The organism is Chitinophagaceae bacterium (assembly GCA_016717285.1).
Classification (GTDB): domain Bacteria; phylum Bacteroidota; class Bacteroidia; order Chitinophagales; family UBA10324; genus JACCZZ01.
In genome coordinates this window covers 357,231-377,457 of the sequence record JADKFU010000004.1, presented here as the reverse complement: position 1 = coordinate 377,457, position 20,227 = coordinate 357,231, and the positions used below count along the sequence as shown (strand labels likewise).

The window sequence follows — 20,227 nt, the reverse complement described above, 5'->3', positions numbered from 1 at the left end:
TCCATTCTTCAGCACACGGAGAACCTTGGATTCGCGGATAAATACGGTTTGATTAAATAGAATTGTGCCGAAAGATATAAGTCATGGCAACCGTTGCTTTACAAACTATAAATCCGTTTTTAATCTGTTCAATCCGCGTGATCCGCGTTCTACTCCTAATTCACCATCAACAATTTCGCAACACAAGTTACCGAACCATCGGAGTTGGAGGCCAATACCAGGTACACACCCGTTTTTGCGCGTTGGCCATTGTAATCATTTCCATCCCAGATCACCTGTCCCCCAAGTGCATTGGTTCGATAGATCAGGTTGCCTTCCGCATCTGTAATCTTTACTTCCGCATTGTTTACCACACGACTGATAGCAATGGGACCTGTATAGCTTTCCCGCACGGGATTGGGAAAAACAACAGGTTCGCAACTCTTCACTGAACCACCGGTGGCATCGCCGCGGTAAACCATAATGCCTTTTTCAGTACCAATATAAACTTCGCCGGTAGAGTTGTCAATGTCGAGGGCAGTTATATAGTCTGATAACAGCGGACTGTTTTCCGTGGTAAAGTGCAGCAACTCTTCAGTTCCGTCTTCAGAAAAAAGCCAGATGCCATTGTCAGTGCCAAACCATTTACGATTGGCACCATCCACTACAATTCGTTTTACATTTTCCGTTCCTAACAAATACCCATTGTAACCGTCATCAGCGGTGATTACGATCTGTTGCGCATCGCATGGAAATTCAGAGAATATATCACCCGGACAATAATAAACCGTAACCCCCTGATCCGTTCCCACCCAGATATTTCCATCTTTATCTGTTGTAAGACAATTTACATTCTGAGAAGGAAGATTTCCCTGGCCCGGACCGGTGATCAGCTTTTTGTATTGATCATCCGATTGATCTTCGAGATTGGTTCCGTAGTTGAACACCATGATTCCCTGCCGTGGCAATACAAACCATGTCTGGTCATATTCATCGAACGTCATCTGTAGCACCCATTGCTGATCAATAGAAATGGTTGGCTCAAAGCTGAGCCAGGTATTATCTGGTTTCATTACACAAACAGGAGTAAGCGAACCGAAATTGGCTGCCCACATATTTCCATGCCGGTCAAATGCAATATCGGTCACTTTTACACGCGCTATATCTCCGTTCGCTCCGGTGAGCGAACTGTTCTCCTGCGTATATTGATTCACAATACCCAATTCATCATCAAACTCAAGCATACCCAGCCATAAACTGCCGAAGTAAGCGTGATTGTTTGCGGGATTTACGGATACACAAACAATATCGAAGGAGTCTTTCAGGATGGGTGTGTTATTGACATCATAAGAAAACCATTCATCATTCAAACGGGTAAAAAATCCGCTGCGGTTATAGATAAATCCGTAAGACGCATTGTAGCCGCCCGGCGCAACGTATAAATTATGGGAAGTGCTGTTTGCCGCCAGGTCAAATACGCTGGATGTATAAGGACCGTTTGGAATGAAAAACGCTGTGTTTCCATTCGAAACTTTTTTCAATCCTTCATAGAGATCCGCAATCCAGATCGCATCATCATCTTCAATGGCCTGGTAAGGTTGACCACTATAAATTGAATCCAGCGCACCGGAAGTATTTATCGTCATTACCCGTGTTCCGGAAGAACCAATTTGCGCCATCACCAATTTTGATGTTCCTGGTTCCATTTTCTTCACAGGATATCCATGGCGGATCAGTTGTGGAGTCCACAAACTGCCTTGCTGGATAAATAAAGTGTCACCTTTTGAAGCATATACTGAACCATTGAAGTATGCAATGTCAGAGAAATTACCGGTAGCAAGTCCGTCATCAGATGTAAAGGTGTACCAACTCCTGAAATCGACAAGCGTCGGGTCATTCAGCTCGGCGCGCAGCACGCCGGCAACTGTTGCTGCATATAAATAAATGCCATCGCAGGTGAGGTGATTTACCTGCAGGTTGGCGCCATTCACACCAATGTAATAAGTATCCTTGATTTCATATTTAATCAGATCAACCACCACAATGCCGAAGCCGCAACAGAGATAAGCGTAATCACCATAGAAGTACACACCGTAAATTGATTTATCACCTACAATGCTTTTTCGTTTGATATCTGAAATATTAATGATCTGGCCATTTTTCAGGATGTCGATATTACTGTTGAGGTAACAGATCATCAACTGATTGTGGGATTTATCAAAAGCCACAATGTTTGATTGTATATCCGAAAGGCCGGTTACAGTAGTTAATTCCTCCATCGAATTATCACTCTTGTCAACTGAATACACCGTTAGTTCCGTGGCACAATAAATCTTATTCTCAGAAGCGGTAACGCCGATAGCATTGCGATAAGGCAATTCCGTTTTCCACTGGCCTAAAGCGAGGGGCTGGGAAAATGCGGCAGGAAATCCAGCGACAATTAAAAAAATAGCAGGAATGAAAAATTTTCTCATGGTTGAAAGCGAAAATAGAAAGAAATGAGCAGAGCAAGTGAACGTGGAGCACGGTGGATTATTACATGATTCAAAATTGCATTCAAACTGCGTAACTTCGCCCACTTTTTGTCATCCATGTGGAACAACGTAGTAAGTAGTGAGTAGCGAGTAGCGAATGACCAATGACTATTGACCAATGAACCAATGATCAAAATGCCCAACACCTATCCCGAACATAAATCCCTCGACCTCGTTGCCATCGATCAGCAAATCCTGCAGTTCTGGAAGGAGGAGCAGATTTTTGAACAAAGTGTTTCTTCCCGCAAGGGTAAAACACCTTACATTTTCTACGATGGTCCACCGTCTGCCAATGGTCGTCCCGGCATTCACCATGTAATCTCCCGCACCATCAAAGATTTGTTTTGTCGCTACAAGACCTTGAAAGGGTTTGAAGTGAAACGCAAAGCCGGCTGGGACACGCATGGATTGCCAGTTGAACTTGCTGTAGAAAAAATGCTCGGCATCCGCAAAGACGACATCGGTAAAAAGATTTCTGTAGAGGAATACAACCGCATCTGTAAGCAAGAGGTATTAAAGTATAAAGATGTGTGGGAAGACCTTACCAGGAAAATGGGTTATTGGCTCGATCTCGAACATCCATACATCACTTTCGAAACCGATTACATTGAAACATTATGGTGGTTGCTGAAGCAGTTTCACACCAAAGGATATTTGTATGAAGGGTATTCCATACAACCTTATTCGCCTGCTGCAGGAACCGGGCTCAGCTCGCATGAACTCAATCAACCCGGCACTTACAAACCTTTGCGCGATACTTCTGTGGTGGCGCAATTCAAGATCAAACCGGAGTCACTTGTAAAAAGCCCGCTGGCAAAAATGGTGGCAGAAAACAGTGACTGCTACTTCCTTGCCTGGACTACAACACCCTGGACATTACCTTCCAACTGCGCTTTGGCAGTAGGAGAAAAAATCATCTATTCATTGGTAAAAACTTTCAATCCTTATACTTACCAGGAAGTCAGCCTGGTACTTGCAAAGGAACTGATCGGAAAATATTTTCCTGATAAGAATGCAGCATTAATATGGGAAGATTATAAACCCGGAAATAAAGACATTCCGTTCAAAGTGCTTGGCGAGTTAAAAGGAAAGGAACTGGAAGGAATAGCCTACGAACAACTGATGCCTTATGTGCAACCTGATGGCAATGCCTTTATGGTAGTGACGGGCGATTTTGTTACGACAGAAGATGGAACCGGCATCGTTCACATCGCACCCAGCTTTGGTGCAGATGATTTCCGCATTGCGAAAAAATACGATATCGGTTCGCTCACTTTGGTTGATAAGCGCGGCCGCTTTACTTCGGAAGTAACAGATTTCGCCGGTGAATTTGTGAAAGAGCAATACTTAACGGATGAAGAAAAGGAAACAGAAAAGAAAAAGCAGGGCCGGGAAAAGTACCTATCGGTTGATGAAAGAATTGCTATCAAACTGAAAGAAGAAAACAAGGCTTTTAAAGTCGAAAAATTTGAGCACAGTTATCCGCATTGCTGGCGCACCGATAAACCAATTCTGTATTATCCGCTCGATTCCTGGTTTATCAAAACAACGGCTGCCCGCGACCGGTTGATTGAGCTGAATAAAACCATCAACTGGAAACCCGAAGCCACCGGCACGGGCAGGTTTGGCAACTGGCTCGAAAACCTCCTCGACTGGAACTTGTCGCGTTCACGTTTCTGGGGTACACCACTTCCCGTCTGGACCACCGAAGACAGAACTGAAGAAATGTGCATAGGTTCCATAGACGAACTCACCAAAGAATTTGAAAAGGCGAAAGCAGCCGGCTTCAACTCAACATTGCAACTTGAAATCATAAACGGCAAGCTGCAAATTGACCTGCACAAACCGTTTGTCGATGAAATCATTTTGCTTTCAGCCTCCGGCAAACCGATGAAGCGTGTTGCAGACCTGATTGATGTTTGGTTTGATTCTGGAGCAATGCCCTATGCACAGTTGCATTACCCCTTTGAAAACAAAGAATCGCTGCATGAAAATTTTCCTGCCGATTACATTGCAGAAGGCGTTGATCAAACCCGCGGCTGGTTTTTTACGCTGCACGTAATTGCGGTCATGCTTTTCGATTCAGTGGCCTTTAAGAATGTGATTGCCAACGGACTGGTACTTGATAAGCTCGGCAATAAGATGTCGAAACGGTTGGGCAACATTGTGGAGCCTTTCGAAACACTGAATCATTATGGTGTTGATGCCACGCGCTGGTATCTCATCAGCAATGCACAACCGTGGGACAACCTTAAGTTCGACAGCAATGGAATTGACGAAGTGCGCCGGAAGCTTTTCGGTACTCTCTATAATACATATGCTTTTTTTGCGCTGTATGCGAATATTGATGGTTTCACCTACCGGGAAGCGGAAGTGCCGATGCAGAAAAGACCCGAGATTGACCGTTGGATTTTGTCGTTGCTGAACTCTCTGGTGAAGGAAGTAGAGGAATCATTTGAGGATTATGAACCCACCAAAGCGGCCAGGGCCATTCAGACCTTTATAGATGCGCACCTCAGCAACTGGTACGTCCGGTTATGCCGCCGTCGTTTCTGGAAAGGTGAATATGAAGAAGACAAAATTGCGGCTTATCAAACGTTGTATACCTGCCTCGAAACGCTTGTCCAGTTGATGTCGCCCATTTCCCCTTTCTTTCCTGACTGGCTGTTCAGGAATCTGAATGGCGTATCCGGAAGAAAACCGGAATCGTCCGTTCACCTCACTGCATTTCCGGTTTACCAGCTTCAACTGATTGATAAACCACTTGAAGAACGGATGCAACTGGCGCAGGACATTTCTTCGTTGGTACTTTCCCTTCGGAAGAAAGTCAATATCAAAGTGCGCCAGCCGCTGAGCCGGATCATGATTCCTTACTCCAATGAGTCGTTCCGTGAGCAGTTGCTCAAAGTAAGAGAGCTGATTCTTTCGGAAGTAAATGTTAAGGAACTCGACTTTGTTACCGATACGTCCGGACTCGTTACCAAAAAGGTAAAGCCCAATTTCAAACTTTTAGGTGCCCGTTTAGGAAAGAAAATGAAAGCGGTAGGCGAGCAGTTGCTTACGCTCCATCAAGATCAGATCCAGATGCTGGAACTGGAGGGATTTATCGAATTAAGATTTGATAATGAAGCAGTTGTCATCAGCCTTGGAGAGGTGGAAGTGATTTCGGAGGACATTCCGGGCTGGCAGGTTGCTAACCAGGGCGACCTTACAGTGGCACTTGATGTTACACTTACGGCCGAGCTTCAGGAAGAAGGCAATGCCAGGGAATTGGTTAACAGGATACAGAAAATAAGAAAGGATCAGGGGTTCAATGTCACCGACAGAATTACGGTTTCTATTGAGCGAAACGAGGTAATAAATTCTTCGGTAATAAATTTTAAAAACTATATTTGCGCCGAAATTTTAGCCGACACTTTAGAATTAGTTGATTCACTGATGGATGCAGCAACCGTTGATGTGAATGATATGCCGGTTAAAGTAATGGTCAAACAAAAAAAGGTATCGTGATTATGGCAAAGAGCAAAAAGAAGGTTGCCGCCAAGCCTGCAAAGAAGTCAGCAGCTCCGAAGAAAAAACCGGCCGCAAAGAAGGTAGTAAAGCCCGCTCCAGAGAAGTTGAAACCCGCTCCTAAAAAACAGGTTAAACCGGCTGCCAAAAAGGCAACGCCAGCTAAAAAGGTCGCATCTAAGCCAGCCTCCAAAGCCAGGGTAAAGCCAATGCCTAAGAAAGTGGTGAAACCAGTGGTTGTAAAGAAAGCAACCAAACCCGTCGTAAAATCTTCTGTAAAGGCAGCAATTAAACCGGCGGTGAAGCCTACGGCCAAAATTACCCCGCAAGTACAGGGAAAGGCAGTGGTAAAACCGATTGTAAAAAAATCTATTCAAGCAGCAAAAAAGAAAGAGCCCGAATTGAGAACACGTTATAGCGATGATGAACTGGAGGAGTTCAGACTTCTTATCATAGATAAATTAGATGCAGCTAAGAAGGAATTGAAATATCTTCAGGACCAGATCAACCGCAAGGGTGACAATGGCACTGACGATACTGAAAATAAATTCGCGTCAGCCGACGATGGATCGAGCAGCATGGAACGCGAATACCTGAACCAGATGGCTGCGCGACAGATCATGTATATGGATCATCTTGATAAGGCACTTGTCCGCATTCAGAATAAGACGTATGGCATTTGCCGCGTTACCGGAAAACTGATTGAGAAAGAGCGTCTTAGGTCTGTTCCTCATGCTACCCTTAGTATGGAAGCTAAGATGAGTCAGTCACACTAGCCCGCACACTTGAAGTTCCTGCGCCCGGTTATAGTTATCTTATCAGTTCTGATAATCGACCAAACCCTTAAGTTTTGGGTTAAGCTGCATTTTGCCTATACTGAAAGTCTGCGCATTACCAATTGGTTTTACCTCTATTTTATCGAAAATGAAGGAATGGCCTTTGGCTGGTCGCTGGGCGGTGAATGGGGGAAGTTGTTGCTTAGCTTATTCAGACTGGCTGCGGTTTTCCTGATTGGTTATTATCTGGTTCGGCTGGTGAAGCATAAAGCTCCTACAGGCTTTATTACGGCGATCTCCTTTATAATGGCCGGAGCCATTGGAAACATACTCGATTCTGTTTTTTATGGATTAATTTTTTCCTCGAGCACATCAACACAACCTGCTACCTTGTTTCCTGCAGGAGGTGGTTATGCCGGTTGGCTCCACGGTCGTGTTGTGGATATGCTTTACTTTCCCCTTTATGAGGGAATTATTCCAACCTGGATACCCATCTGGGGCGGTGAATATTTAATTTTCTTTCGCCCGATCTTTAATATAGCAGATGCTTCAATAACTACAGGAGTTATCCTGATTATCCTGTTCCAGAAGCGATTTTTTAAGCCGAAGCCCAAGACAGCTTCACCTTTTCCGGAAGCAGAAAATGATGGAGACTCCGTTTCAGGATGATCCGGAATGGTTAAACATCCGGATTTTGTTCATCGATATTTCCGGTTACCAATTAATCTGCTATGGTCTGCATTTACTGTTTTTCAAAATTTTGCTGAAGCTTTAAACAGTAATTGTACCTTTGAAATTCAATCCATAAATCCCAAAAAAAAACCGTCATGAAAAAAGTTTACCTGCTGATCGTAATTGTTTTTCAATGTGCAGTGAGTAACGCACAAATTCCTAAACTGGTTTTTGGAAATACCACGAATGTTTCTATCCTTAACTATGATCCGGTGGTAACAGTTGTTCAATACGGTTCAGGAACAACGTCGCATAATTTTGACCTCAACACAGATGGCACTGGTGATATCACATTGAATATTGAAAGAAAATTATCATCACTTTATGAATCAGCTTACATCACTTTCCCCAATGCCGCTGCAGAGGTTGCATTGAATATTGCGGATGACCTGACGGTGGTGGCTTTTAAAACGGGTGATTCACTTTTCACGGATAACTATTCTTTCGACTTTGATGAAAGCGCATTTGACGGTGCTTTGCTCTATGTTTCCAGTGGTGCCAACAGTTATGGACAGTTTTCCATTCCTGCCTATCGTTACATGGCTTTCCGCATTCTTGCCACAGATACTTTATACGGTTGGCTGCGCATGTCAAGAACTGCTGAATTCAATTCAGACAGTCTCGCTTACCGCGTTGATCAATTAGCTTACGAAGGACCGCTCACAGATATTTTTCCCATTAATCAGTTGGAGGATTTCAAAATTTATCCAACCATCACTCAAGATGCCGTGTTTGTTGAAAACAACGGAACGTCAGAAACACATGCAAGTATTTATAGCTTAACAGGAAAGTTGCTGTATCGCGATGTGCTTGGGCTATCAAATAACGTGATGCATCTTTCAGCATATCCGGAAGGGATGTACCTGTTGGTGATTTCTACTTCAGCAGGCAACCGTACCATTAAGGTGGTGAAGCAATAACAATTTTTTCTTGAGGTAACCAGCTGAAAGATTTCGCTTTTTGCTACCATATTTTGAAAAGACAAGGGTACATATTTGCGACTGCAATAATCACCATCATGTGGTCAGGTCAGTTTCATGCTGTTGCACAAGGATGCAGTTCTGCATCAGGCGCTGTATATAAAGGTATACTTGTTCCAACCACCACCTTTCAATCAGTAGCCGGCGCCAATGCCGGAGACTATTGGAAATTTGATGGCGCATCGTGTAATAAATATGTGTTTTCATTTTGTCCGGGCGATGGTGGCACCGTTTCATGGAATACAGAGCTGACCATAGATGACAACGCAGGAGCTGCAAACACGGGCGGTTACAATGATGATTATTGCTCCGTTAAATCTTACCTGGAATGGACACCAACTTCTAATTCCACTTATCGCATCTACATCACTAAAACAGGTTGTTCCAACATCAGCGCATCGTCAGGCACACTGGTTTATAAAGTAATTCCTCAAAATACGGTCACCTCCGAATATGCGCTGGTAGGAACAGCCGTTGCACCTTCCGGTTGCGCCACGCTTACTGCTAATGCTGTAAACAACATCGGTTGTGCATGGGATGTTAATTCTAATCTCGATTTCAGTGCAGCTTTCAGCTATGACTTTACCGTTAATCTCGGTTCGGTAGACGGTGGTGCCGATGGAATCTCCTTTGTGATGCAGAATGATCCGCTTGGCTTATGTGCCTGTGGAACCTCCGGCGGAGGCATGGGTGCAGCAGGCATCACAAAAAGCGTGATCATAGAAATGGATACGTATCTTAACTATGAAGACCGTGATGATGGAATGGCCGGCGTGGCTTGTTCCGGTGGCGCGGAACCAGATCACATTGATTTGTGGCTGAATGGAAATGTTAATCCAACAGGAGTTTGCGGAAGCATTGCCGGCGCGCGTATCATTCCCGCTGCAGTGCCTTTAATGAATGGGGCATCGCTTTACAATATTGAAAACGGCCTCGATCATACGTTGCGCATCAGTTGGATTCCTTCCGGCGTATCCGGAACGCTGACAGCCAGTTTGTTGAATGCCGGCGCCACCATCACCTATGGTACTTTTTCTTATGCATTTAATCCTACAACTGTTTTTGGTACACAAACGCCCTACTATGGTTTTACCGCCTCCACCGGCGCATTAACGAATCAACAGTCGGCCTGCCTTTCTACTTTGTTATTGCCTGTTGAAATTGCATCTTTTACGGCTTCCTGTAACCAGGGAACATCAGTAGTGTTGCAATGGAAAACCCTGAGCGAAATCAACAATCAGTATTTTTCCATTGAGCGTTCGGAAGACGGAATTCAATTCGCGGAAGTCATGAAGCTGGAGGGTGCCGGTACGTCCATGGCATCACATGAATATTCCTGGACGGATTTGCATCATATTCCGGGTACGGCTTATTACAGGTTAGTACAAAATGCCGGCAACAACGGCAAAACTTATTCGCCTGCGATAAGTGTTACTTGTGAAAATGCAAGTCAGCCTTCTATAACAGCCTATGAAGACGGGAATGGATATTTGAATATTTCCTTAGATGGACCTTCCATTTCCGAAGGCACTGTGCAGGTAGTGGACGTTAATGGAAGAGTATTGGTTACCCTTCCTTTTGATCAGTTGCAGGAAGATGAGCATGTTGCCGTAAATTTCTATACCGGAAAATTACCTTCAGGTATTTATGTGGTTACCTTAAAAAACCATGCACAATTTTATTGCACCAGGATAGCAGTGTTTTATTGATTTACGAGGAAGGATCAGTTACTTGCCTTTCTTAAAAAACTTTCAATAAGTGAAACACAAAAACTTTTATTCAATCCGCCGGTAAACGAAAATGGTTAAACCTGTCGACAGAATAGTACAGGGGAAAGACCCCTTTGAGGAGCCACGGGGGAACGACCCGCGCGCCTTTTCAGTAATGCATTGATCTGTGGCGAAACGCGTGCGCGCTCCTCCATAACTTTTCGGCACATGCCCTGGTTATGGATGACGATATTCAATCTTCATCCAATCCGGTTTGAACTTCGTATTTTTTAGAAAACTTTTTTCCGATGAAAGAATACTCCTATATAACAGTATGGAAATTAAAAAATACTTCATTAGACGAAGTCTGGAAAACAATTAAGGCGGTAGATGATTGGCCAAACTGGTGGAAAGGAGTGGTGAGGGTTCAAACTATTAAGGAAGGAGAAGCCAACGGAATCGGGAAAATATCTGAACTAACTTTTAAATCATTTTTGCCTTATACACTTTCTTTTCAATCTGAATTGCTGCAATTAAAATTTCATGAGTGTATGATTGGAAAAGCGACCGGAGAACTGGAAGGTAGTGGTGTGTGGAATTTCCGGATGGAAAATGAAACAATCAGGATTCAATATGAGTGGAATGTAAAAACAACACTCACCTGGATGAATGTGTTTGCACCTTTATTGCGACCCGTTTTCAAATGGAACCATGATTTGATTATGCAATGGGGTTTGGAAGGCCTTGCAAAGAAATTGAATGCTACTATTGTATAATGTTCAATGCTGCACAGTGATTAAAATAATACAATGAAACGACATCCTGTTTTAGCCCGATTTTCCCGCGAACATCATAAGGCATTGTTAACCGCCCAGTATATAAAAACGGATGCACCGGCTTTTCGTGGCATGCCGTTTTCCTTAGCAGGAAAACAGGAATACGTGCTTCGTTTTTTTCAGGAACATTTGAAAAATCATTTTCAGCAGGAAGAAGCCATTCTATTTTTGTGGGTTAGAAAAATGAAACCCGAAATGGCCGGTTTGATTGATGAGCTGGTTGCAGAACATCGCGCAATAGAAACATTGATTCGAAAAATTGAAAGCAACGATGACATCGAAACACAATTGGATGTCTTGGGAAGACTCATGGAATTGCACATCCGCAAAGAAGAGCGGATACTCTTTCAGCAACTGCAGGAAAAATTATCAACCGAAGAATTTGCAGCAATAGAAAATCAACTGACCTTCGACAATGGCAAATGATTATTCTTTAATCAGTTTATTATAGAGATGATTATTTCCAACTGACACTTCCATCACATAAATTCCCGCAGCAAAATTTTCAAGCGTTAGTTTGAAAACTGATGCATCTTTCTCAAATAAAGTAGTGCTCAAAATTTCACCCAATATATTTCTTACACTTACCTGTATTGAATGATCTGTTGCATAATTAAAATGATAAAATGGATTTTCAATGGTAACTGATTCCTGCGCAGGATTCGGATACATGAACAGCTCCGTCGTATTATCTGAAATTTCATTCAAGCCCGTAGCAAAGGATGTGTTAAAGCGACTTAATACAAGATCATAACCGCCTTCCGGTGCATAAGACAATCCGCCAACTATTACTTTGTCGTCAGGTTGAACGCGCAGACAATGGCTTTCATCAACATGTCCCTGCGCATCAAAAGCAGCCCAGCCATCACCGCTAAATGTATAGTCAGGATCACCGGCATTGGTGAGCATCAGTAAACACACTTCTGCCGAATCATTTGAAACTGCATCATATTCACCCGTAACAGTTATACGTCCATCAGCCAGCACACCGATTTCAGCTGCCCAGTCATCGTAATTATCATGGTTAATAAACGAAGTTCCGTTCAAACCGAAATTGATGTCAGGATCTCCATTGCTAAGAAAACGGAACAGCATATAATCCAGTGAAACATTCCCTGCAATCTGCCCTGATCCGCTTAGAACAATACTGCCATCTTGCTGCACCACTAATGAGTTGATCGAATATAATGTTGATGCAACAAAGGTGACCACACCGTTATTTCCAAATGAATTATCGAATGTTCCATTGGAAAGCAATTTAATTAATACGCCTGTAGCATCATGATATCCGCAGCAAAGAATAGAACCATCGGATAGTAAGGCAATGTCCCTCAGAACTCCCAGGCCGCTTGATGGTAATTCATACTCAGCAAGCCCATCATCGCTGAATGTGTTATCGTTGGTGCCATCACTATTTAGCCTGAATATGCAGGCTTTCCAGGTAGTGGAAGAAAAAAGGACCGCACCACAACCAACGATTTTATTATCCGGTTGCAGCAAATATTTAACAGGAACAGCAGACAGTTCACCGAGCGTGGTTTCTACTATACCATGATCTCCGAAAGCAAAATCGAGTCGACCATCCGCTTTCAGTTTAGCAACAGTGGCTTCCTGCTTTTCGTCAATGCTATCGTGCGAGTAACCGCACACAAAAAAACTACCGTCAGGATTATTCAGAATGGATTGCGCATGATCGGAAAGATCATCAATATCAATGCGAACGAAACCTGTTCCACCAAATGATTCCTCCATGGTGCCATCCGTTTTATAATGGGCAACGAGGAAATCACTGTTTACACCATAAGCGAAAGATCCGCCAATCATCATGCTCTCATCCGATTGCCATGCGATATAATTGGCGCCTTCATCAGAGGCCGCCGGAATCAGGTCGCCCCAGGTTTCTCCATTATTACCAAAGGAAAGATGCCGTGTTCCGTTGTCATTGAACTGTGCCATAAAAAAATCATTGTTGCTGATGCCATGCTTCGCGGTAGAGGTAAAATTGATTTCGTTGTTACTGTTTACATGCAGGTCAGAGTTATAGGTAAGCACTTCGGAAGAAAGTTTGGTTTGTATAAAACCATCTGCGCCAAACAGCGAGTCAATGATTCCATTCTCTTTATAACCCAGTAGTAAGAATCCATAGTCGCTGAAAAAGACATCGTTCCAGATTACGCCTGCAATAATTTTTCCGGTTGGAGAAATGCTCAGGGAAGTAGCGATACCCATGAAATTGGGAAAAGGTGTAATCACTCTTCCATTGCTGCCGAAGCTGTTATCAGGAATTCCATTTGCACTCAATCTGCAGATCGCTACACGATCCCATCCTGTTACCGGATCTTTTGAATTACCTGCCACTACTATTTTTCCATCGCTTGAAATTTTGAGAGTATATGGAATATCTGCAGCCATGTCGATATTTGCCGCAGCCAATCCATCGATGCCGAAACTGCTGTCGATTACGCCATTACTTTTATAACGTTCTACACCGAATCTGCCACCGGTAGTGGTTTGTCCGCTGATCAATATTCTGCTGGATGGATCAATGGCAAGTTTCATTGGATTCATCAGGAGGTGTCCGGATACCTGAACAAATCCGTCTCCGCCAAAAGAGGCATCAGGTGTACCATCATCTAAAAGTCGTAACAGGAGCAGCTCAGGAGTTGTGCTGGTTACTGTGCCGGCTGCAAGTATTTTTCCATCAGGCAGCACGGCAACATTGTACAGTGCTTCTCCATTGGCAGAATAATCGAAGTTATAGATTCCATCACCTGCGAAACTGCTGTCGGGTAAACCATTTGCGAGCAACCTGACTACTAATAATCTGCTATAAATACCACCTGAGATGTCCGTAAATGTTTTACCGGCCAGTACTAATTTACCATCTGACTGCAACGCCATGCTGTAAATAAAATCATTGGAATTGCTGATGTCAATCACCACGCGACCGTCATTTCCGAAAGACGGATCTATGCTTCCGTCATCATTAAAACGCAACACCGCAATGTCGTTGCTGTCTGTTGTTGAACCAATGCTGGTATATCCAGCCAGTACAGTTTTGCCATCAGGTTGAAGCACAGAAGTTTCGGCCACATCGCTGCCGCCGGCTTCATGCAGCTTATTGATTACGAAACCGTTATTACCGAATGTAGGGTCGAGCACATTTAACTGTGCGGCGGTAATACCTGGAATGGAACACGACAACACAATCAACAGAAGTTGCTTTGGGGAAAACTGAAGGCTGAATTTTTTCACGGTGTAAAAAGTAAGTGGGTTACAAGAATTTAAAGAAACAACATTTAGTCAGTCTGCCAAAAAAATTCTGATTTCGATTCAGTGAAAACTATCAGTTCTTTTGACTTTCGCTTCCGGGATTGGAAGTAAACCAGTTAATGCTTTTGATCCGAAGAACCGGCAGTTTTTTGTGGACACCGTAGAAGTTGTTTTGAAATCAATCAATATAATTGTTACATCGCTTACCCTTCGGCTGCGCTCAGGGTGCGCTTCTTGCAAAGCCGAACCCTGAGCGCAGCCAAAGGGTGTTCCAAATAGCATTGTAAAAAAATTAATTGATTTCAAAACAGATTCGTAGATGTATACTGAAAATGTACGCTTCAAAAAAATTTATAGTATGCATTCTTTTAAATCAGAAATTGATTGACTCAGTTTTCTTGCGAGCGAGAAAATACCCGTAATCAGAAATACATAGTAATTTAAAGCCGTGTCGTCATCATCAACCATGAATAAGGTGTTGCTCTTCAATCCAAGAGCCACTAATTTCAAACCACGCATTCCCAATTCTGTATTGCAGGTGGCGGCGAGTATTGATGGAATTTTCGACTACGCAATTGTAGATGGAAATATTGAAAAGGATCCGTGGCAAAAAATCTTACTGTACCTGCAAACCGATACGTTCAATTGCTTCGCGCTTTCTGTAATGCCCGGACCGCAGTTGAAACAAGCGATACCATTTTCAAAAAAAGTAAAAGCATTGTTTCCGGAAGTGATCATCATCTGGGGCGGTTACTTTGCTTCCAATCAATCAGGTGTGGTGCTGAATGCGGGATACGTTGACTATGTGGTATATGGTCCGGGTGATAAAACTTTTCCGCAACTGCTGCAATTGTTACAACGAAATGAAGGGAAGGTGGAAGCCATTAAGCAAGTCAACAATTTAATTTTCAAAGATGGTGAGCAAATTATAAAAACAGCGAAGGATGAACTCTATGATCAGGATGAGCTTCCACCGTTGCCCTATCAAAAACTGGATACATTTTATCCGATCAAAAAATACCTGGGCAAAACCTATCTCGGCAATCATACCATCGCTTATCACTCCAGTATTGGTTGTCCGTTTAAATGCGCGTTCTGCGGTATCGTTCCCATTTTTAACGCGCGGTGGAAAGGGAAATCGGCCATCAGTATTTACAACGACATCAAATACCTGAAAGAAAATTTTGGTGGAGACGCTATCGAGTTCCACGACAATAATTTTTTCGTATCCGAAAAACGCACTGTTGAATTTTCCAACCTTATCAGGAAAGAAAACGTGGTGTGGTGGGGAGAAGGCCGCATTGACACTATTGATAAATATGAAGACGCTTCCATTGCAGCCATGCGCGAAGCAGGTTGCAAAATGATTTTCTTTGGCGCGGAAACAGGCAACGACGCCATCCTCAAAAAGATGGATAAAGGCGGCACACAAACAGGCGAACAGATACGCAAGTTCGCCGCGCGTATGTCGAAGTTTGACATCATTCCCGAATACTCCTTTGTGCTGGGAACGCCGGGCGATACGGAAGAAGAGGTGAACAGGCAGATTGATGAAGACATTGCTTTTATCAGGGAAATAAAATCCATCAATCCGAAAACAGAAATTATCATCTACGTGTATTCTCCTGTGCCTACTGAAGGATCTGAATTATTTAACCGTGTGAAAGCGCAGGGATTTCATTTTCCAGAAACACTTGAAGACTGGATCTCACCGCATTGGGAAAATTTTGATCTGCGGAAAAACCCACTCACTCCATGGCTGAAACCGTACATGATCGACAAGATCAAAAATTTTGAAACCGTATTGAATGGCTATTATCCGACGGTGAGTGATGTGAAGCTCACTTCCATTAATAAAAAAATCATCAGTGGATTCTCCTCACTGCGTTATCATTTGCAATGGTATCAATTTCCGTATGAGATCAAGGCGTTGCAGAAATTCTGGCTAAAGTATAGGCAGCCGGAAGTGGAGGGGTTTTGAAGAAATCCCATGCATACTCATGGGCTTTTACAATTCATAAATAATCGTTGCTTACTTCAACCCCCAGATTTCAAGATGGGCTTTGTTCCACTGGACCGGATTGCAATCCGGTTCTACTGAGCATAAGATTTTCAATCCCTGATTTTCATGATAAGTAAACAAACATCCACAATAAAAAAGCCCATGCATACACATGGGCTTTACTATAAAAAAATAATCGTTGCTTACTTCAATCCCCAGATTTCAAGATGCGCTTTGTCATTTGCTGTGCTGGGTACCGTCTTGTAAGTGATGCGGATCTTTTTAATGGCGCGATCTTTTCCTTCGAGGTCCACTTCACGTGTCCATTCACCTTGCTTGATCAGCTTGCGCACTTCAATGTCCTGCGTGGTCTCATTTTCATACATGATTTTGATGTCCATGAGATCAAGGTTGCTGTCAGTAGCCTTTAACTTAATGGCTTTGTAATGATCTGCACCGATTACCGCAACTTCATCAAAATCTGTTTTTAAATCAGCGGTGGTTTCAACGATCTTATGCCATCCGGGAGTATTGTCCACTTCAACTACAGTCTTGGTTTGTGCAGTAGCTGAAAAGCCAAACGCAGCCAGAACCATAGTTACTATTAAAATTTGCTTTTTCATTTCTTATATTTTTTGTTTGTTAAAAGATCAACGTCATTGAGAAAATTGGGCCAAACTTTTTCCGAAAAAAATATTTTTCATAAAAAGCAAAAAACTGAGGAAGCAACTCCTCAATGAGGGGAAGCAGAGGGACGAAAAAAATTACTCCCTTAAAAAATAAATATAATATCGGTAAAGAGACGTACAGAATAAACTGATAGCTGAAATGCAACTGTCCGAATTGTAAATCAAATCCGTTACCTCAGTTTATCATAATAAAACTTTGCCTGATCCGGATGTCCGAGACCTACGAGGCAATCTCCAATCATCTTGTTATAGACTCTCAGCGATGGATTTTTTTTGTAAACGACATTCAGAAATTTAATCGCTTCTGAATAATTTCCCATGGAGTAGTAATTATATCCTGTCAATTCATAGATGTAATCCTGCTCAGGAAACAATTGATTGTAATCTGCCAGTAACTTCAGTGAGCCTTTATAGTCTGATTGTAAATAAAGTGTACATGCTTTCCAATACCAGCTCATAGTATTGGTTTTATTCGTGTTGAATGCTTTTTCTATCAGATCGGAGGCTGCTGCTAAGCTGTCTGCTTTCATCATTCTGTAAATCTGTATTTCATCCCTGCTTTCCCGTTTCACAATAAAGGAAAGCGGAACGTTGAATCGTTCAATAGTATGAATCGTACCAAACGGCGGAAACATGGCATCAATCGCTTTCTCATTCAGAAACACAGTGGAGATAACAGCATAATCCCAGTCAACGGCCCACATGTCTTTAATGGAAACATATTCAAACTTCACTTTTGCGGAATCATATTCAAGCTGCAATGCGTTTGCATTATTGCTGAGCACGGTTATTCTTTTATCTCCCACCAGTTCATTATCCAGCAACCATTTAACACCATCATGCGTGGCCAGTTGCTGATAATCAGTATCGTAATGTTTATAGATACCAGACAAGCCACCGCTTAAGTGATTGTAATAAACATAGTTGTACGGAAATGCACGAACCTGCCAAACTAATAGATCAATCATCGAAATGGTCAGCAATCCCGCCATCAAATATTTGAAGACCGGTTTCCTGATAAGCATAAGCGCTTGTGTTAATCCAAGCGACGTGATGACCACCACAAACGGATAAGCAAACAGCACATGCCGCCATCCGTTGTAAATGGGTGCATGTACGAGCATCACATACGCCACGGGGAAAACAGCAGCGTAAAACAACATCCAGTTAAATGCTTTTTTGAAGTGATGTTTGCGCGACAGCAATATGGCGGCTGAGATTACAAATCCGATCATCATCACTTCAGGCACCGTCATGTAAATTAAATGCAGCAGGTAAGAATCGGTATCTATTTTCTGCGATGACCAGATCTTGTTGTCATACAGCATTGAAATATTGTGCTGAAACTTTTTTGTGGTAGCAAGTCCTTCGGTAATATGTGCCAGTCCCTCGTGCCAGAAGTTTGGATACGTAAGCAATGCAGCCAATGTGCCCGCTGATAAAACAACCAGTAGCGGAACAAAGCATTTTTTGAGCAGTTCCGGCCTTTCTTTTTTATCGGCTGAAAAAAAATACCAGCCAAGTGTAAAAAATCCAAGATACGCTGGTAACAGTATGCCACTGATACGAATGGAAACTGCCGCCGCCACGCTCAGGGCAATTGCAAGCAATGTGGTCCTGCGTACTGCCGGAAGTGTTTCTAAAAAAAGCAGCAGGTAATAAAATCCTGCAGCGAACGCCGCAGCGAAAGGAATATCTTTTGAATTAAAAAAGGCATTACCCGAAACAACAGGTGTAAGAAAAATAAGCCACAGTGCTAACAGTCCTGAACTCCAACCCTTCAACTGTTTTGCAATCAAGCCGGTAAACAGCAATAATACGATGCCTGCCAAAGCGCATAAAATATGATGGGTGATAAATGGATTCGCAGGCCGGATAACTACATTGATAGCAGGTGCGAGCATTTCAAACAAGGCGCCATAATATTTTTGATCCGGGAAGCTTGTTTCATTTACTTTAAGTGCAGCGTAAGAAGTGTCTGCACCAAAGGTCTTAAAGTAACTGAGGGTGGCTTTTCCATAAGCATAATCAATAGGAGTATCGGCAGGAACGCCCATCCGAAAGGCACCCATCAATAAAAACAAGCTCATGGCAACGAGACTGAACCAATAAACAGGCTTCGAGGGAATCACAAATTTTCCAATGGTAATATCATCTGTCGGCGCAAATTCAGGTAATACCTTACTGACAGATGGTGGTTGCTCCTGCAATTTTTGCTTTCTGAAATTCTTTTTTGCTGAAGCTGCCATCTGAATATGCGGTAGTAATTTTTCTATGAGATTCCTGTTGAACGAATATCAATCAGGGAGTGAAACTAAAAATAATCAATATTGAATACCGGAAAATATTTGCGCATAAAAACTTGTGGTGGCTTTACTGAAACGGCTACCTTTCGGAATTAACTTTTCATGAAATCACTTCCCGGATTTATTGCGCGGTATGCCTTCCGGCCGTGGCTCGAAAGATACCTTTCAAAGCAGCGGACATATCGCTATGCAAACATTTCTATCCAGGTGCTTCCGGGAGTTTTTCATCCGGGTTTTTATTTCAGCAGTAAATACCTGATACAACATTTGTTGCAATTTAATCTGGATAAAAAGTCAGTGCTCGAACTCGGTGCAGGAACAGGCATGCTTTCTTTTATTGTTGAACAGCACGGTGCAAAAGTTACCGCATCAGATCTTGGTACAAAGGCAATTGAAAATCTCTTGCTGAATAAATCATTGCTCCATTCAAATGTTGAAGTAGTTCACAGTGATCTTTTCGATACCCTTCCGGTTTGCACCTTTGATTTCATTGTGATCAATCCACCATACTATCCAAAGCAGCCGGGCTCCGATGCGGCTCTTGCCTGGTATTGCGGAGAGCACTTTGAATATTTTGAAAAATTATTTTCAGAGCTTGCCCCGTTCATGCATGCTGCAACAAACTTATTTATGGTGTTGTCAGAGGAATGCGATTTGGTTCGGATTGAAAGCATTGCACGTGCAAATAAATTCAGGATGCAGGAAGCGAGCTGTAAAAAGTTCTGGGGAGAATCGAATTATATTTTTGAAGTAGTTAAGAATTGAATTTTTTAGAAGTGGGATAATCTGTATTGATCTGATGCTACCTACTCAAAATGACAAGCGTTTGACTTTTTTCGTTATGAAAGTGTTTATGCAATTCCTTAATTTTCCATCTTACAGTTTTAGATGCACGGCACTT

General features: G+C 42.8%; 14 protein-coding genes. 9 read left to right on the top strand and 5 right to left on the bottom strand.

The annotated features are described in order from the left end of the window. Window positions 1-155: 155 nt before the first annotated feature. Window positions 156-2,453 (bottom strand): hypothetical protein, encoded by a 2,298-nt coding sequence (locus IPO83_06870; protein MBK9730993.1) that lies wholly within the window; start codon window positions 2,451-2,453, stop codon window positions 156-158. Window positions 2,454-2,648: 195 nt separating this feature from the next. Here IPO83_06870 and IPO83_06865 point away from each other — a divergent pair, with 195 nt between their 5' ends. Next, complete coding sequence (locus IPO83_06865; protein MBK9730992.1) at window positions 2,649-6,023, top strand: isoleucine--tRNA ligase; 3,375 nt, start codon at window positions 2,649-2,651, stop codon at window positions 6,021-6,023. Here IPO83_06865 and IPO83_06860 read toward each other — a convergent pair. Beyond that, complete coding sequence (locus IPO83_06860; protein MBK9730991.1) at window positions 6,001-6,339, bottom strand: hypothetical protein; 339 nt, start codon at window positions 6,337-6,339, stop codon at window positions 6,001-6,003. The genes IPO83_06865 and IPO83_06860 overlap by 23 nt on opposite strands. Window positions 6,340-6,424: 85 nt before the next feature. On the opposite strand from IPO83_06860, the gene IPO83_06855 reads away from it, so the two are divergent. The 6 genes from IPO83_06855 to IPO83_06830 all read left to right on the top strand — a co-directional run bounded on the left by IPO83_06855 (window position 6,425) and on the right by IPO83_06830 (window position 11,482). Further along, complete coding sequence (locus IPO83_06855) at window positions 6,425-6,799, top strand: TraR/DksA family transcriptional regulator (GenBank protein ID MBK9730990.1); 375 nt, start codon at window positions 6,425-6,427, stop codon at window positions 6,797-6,799. A 9-nt stretch (window positions 6,800-6,808) separates the two neighbouring features. Then, window positions 6,809-7,468, top strand: a complete 660-nt coding sequence (locus tag IPO83_06850; protein MBK9730989.1) for a lipoprotein signal peptidase — start codon at window positions 6,809-6,811, stop codon at window positions 7,466-7,468. A gap of 158 nt (window positions 7,469-7,626) precedes the next feature. Then, window positions 7,627-8,451: a T9SS type A sorting domain-containing protein gene (locus IPO83_06845; protein MBK9730988.1), complete on the top strand. Its 825-nt coding sequence runs from the start codon at window positions 7,627-7,629 to the stop codon at window positions 8,449-8,451. A 98-nt stretch (window positions 8,452-8,549) separates the two neighbouring features. Continuing rightward, the gene (locus IPO83_06840) at window positions 8,550-10,220 is read left to right on the top strand and encodes a hypothetical protein (GenBank protein ID MBK9730987.1); all 1,671 of its coding nucleotides are present in this window, start codon (window positions 8,550-8,552) and stop codon (window positions 10,218-10,220) included. A 308-nt stretch (window positions 10,221-10,528) separates the two neighbouring features. Continuing rightward, window positions 10,529-10,996: a polyketide cyclase gene (locus tag IPO83_06835; GenBank protein ID MBK9730986.1), complete on the top strand. Its 468-nt coding sequence runs from the start codon at window positions 10,529-10,531 to the stop codon at window positions 10,994-10,996. 33 nt (window positions 10,997-11,029) lie between these two features. Beyond that, window positions 11,030-11,482, top strand: a complete 453-nt coding sequence (locus tag IPO83_06830; GenBank protein MBK9730985.1) for a hemerythrin domain-containing protein — start codon at window positions 11,030-11,032, stop codon at window positions 11,480-11,482. On the opposite strand, the gene IPO83_06825 is transcribed toward IPO83_06830, so the two are convergent. Beyond that, entirely contained in the window at window positions 11,483-14,311 is a 2,829-nt protein-coding gene (locus IPO83_06825; GenBank protein MBK9730984.1) for a T9SS type A sorting domain-containing protein, read from the bottom strand. A 484-nt stretch (window positions 14,312-14,795) separates the two neighbouring features. On the opposite strand from IPO83_06825, the gene IPO83_06820 reads away from it, so the two are divergent. Beyond that, on the top strand, window positions 14,796-16,310 hold the full coding sequence (locus IPO83_06820; protein ID MBK9730983.1) for a B12-binding domain-containing radical SAM protein: 1,515 nt from the start codon (window positions 14,796-14,798) through the stop codon (window positions 16,308-16,310). 224 nt (window positions 16,311-16,534) lie between these two features. Here the strand turns inward: IPO83_06820 and IPO83_06815 are convergent, their stop codons facing one another. Both IPO83_06815 and IPO83_06810 read right to left on the bottom strand, forming a co-directional pair. Further along, entirely contained in the window at window positions 16,535-16,954 is a 420-nt protein-coding gene (locus IPO83_06815) for a DUF2541 family protein (protein ID MBK9730982.1), read from the bottom strand. Window positions 16,955-17,190: 236 nt separating this feature from the next. Beyond that, window positions 17,191-19,269, bottom strand: a complete 2,079-nt coding sequence (locus IPO83_06810; GenBank protein MBK9730981.1) for a hypothetical protein — start codon at window positions 19,267-19,269, stop codon at window positions 17,191-17,193. A gap of 159 nt (window positions 19,270-19,428) precedes the next feature. Here IPO83_06810 and IPO83_06805 point away from each other — a divergent pair, with 159 nt between their 5' ends. Beyond that, complete coding sequence (locus tag IPO83_06805) at window positions 19,429-20,091, top strand: methyltransferase (protein MBK9730980.1); 663 nt, start codon at window positions 19,429-19,431, stop codon at window positions 20,089-20,091. The last annotated feature ends 136 nt before the right edge of the window (window positions 20,092-20,227 follow it).

What these genes read in the sequence shown, in the direction of transcription:
- IPO83_06870 (MBK9730993.1), bottom strand. Translation starts at nt 2,453, where the DNA reads ATGAGAAAATTTTTCATTCCTGCTATTTTTTTAATTGTCGCTGGATTT.
- IPO83_06840 (MBK9730987.1), top strand. Translation starts at nt 8,550, where the DNA reads ATGTGGTCAGGTCAGTTTCATGCTGTTGCACAAGGATGCAGTTCTGCA.
- IPO83_06830 (MBK9730985.1), top strand. Translation starts at nt 11,030, where the DNA reads ATGAAACGACATCCTGTTTTAGCCCGATTTTCCCGCGAACATCATAAG.
- IPO83_06820 (MBK9730983.1), top strand. Translation starts at nt 14,796, where the DNA reads ATGAATAAGGTGTTGCTCTTCAATCCAAGAGCCACTAATTTCAAACCA.
- IPO83_06805 (MBK9730980.1), top strand. Translation starts at nt 19,429, where the DNA reads ATGAAATCACTTCCCGGATTTATTGCGCGGTATGCCTTCCGGCCGTGG.
- IPO83_06835 (MBK9730986.1), top strand. Translation starts at nt 10,529, where the DNA reads ATGAAAGAATACTCCTATATAACAGTATGGAAATTAAAAAATACTTCA.
- IPO83_06865 (MBK9730992.1), top strand. Translation starts at nt 2,649, where the DNA reads ATGCCCAACACCTATCCCGAACATAAATCCCTCGACCTCGTTGCCATC.
- IPO83_06815 (MBK9730982.1), bottom strand. Translation starts at nt 16,954, where the DNA reads ATGAAAAAGCAAATTTTAATAGTAACTATGGTTCTGGCTGCGTTTGGC.
- IPO83_06845 (MBK9730988.1), top strand. Translation starts at nt 7,627, where the DNA reads ATGAAAAAAGTTTACCTGCTGATCGTAATTGTTTTTCAATGTGCAGTG.
- IPO83_06810 (MBK9730981.1), bottom strand. Translation starts at nt 19,269, where the DNA reads ATGGCAGCTTCAGCAAAAAAGAATTTCAGAAAGCAAAAATTGCAGGAG.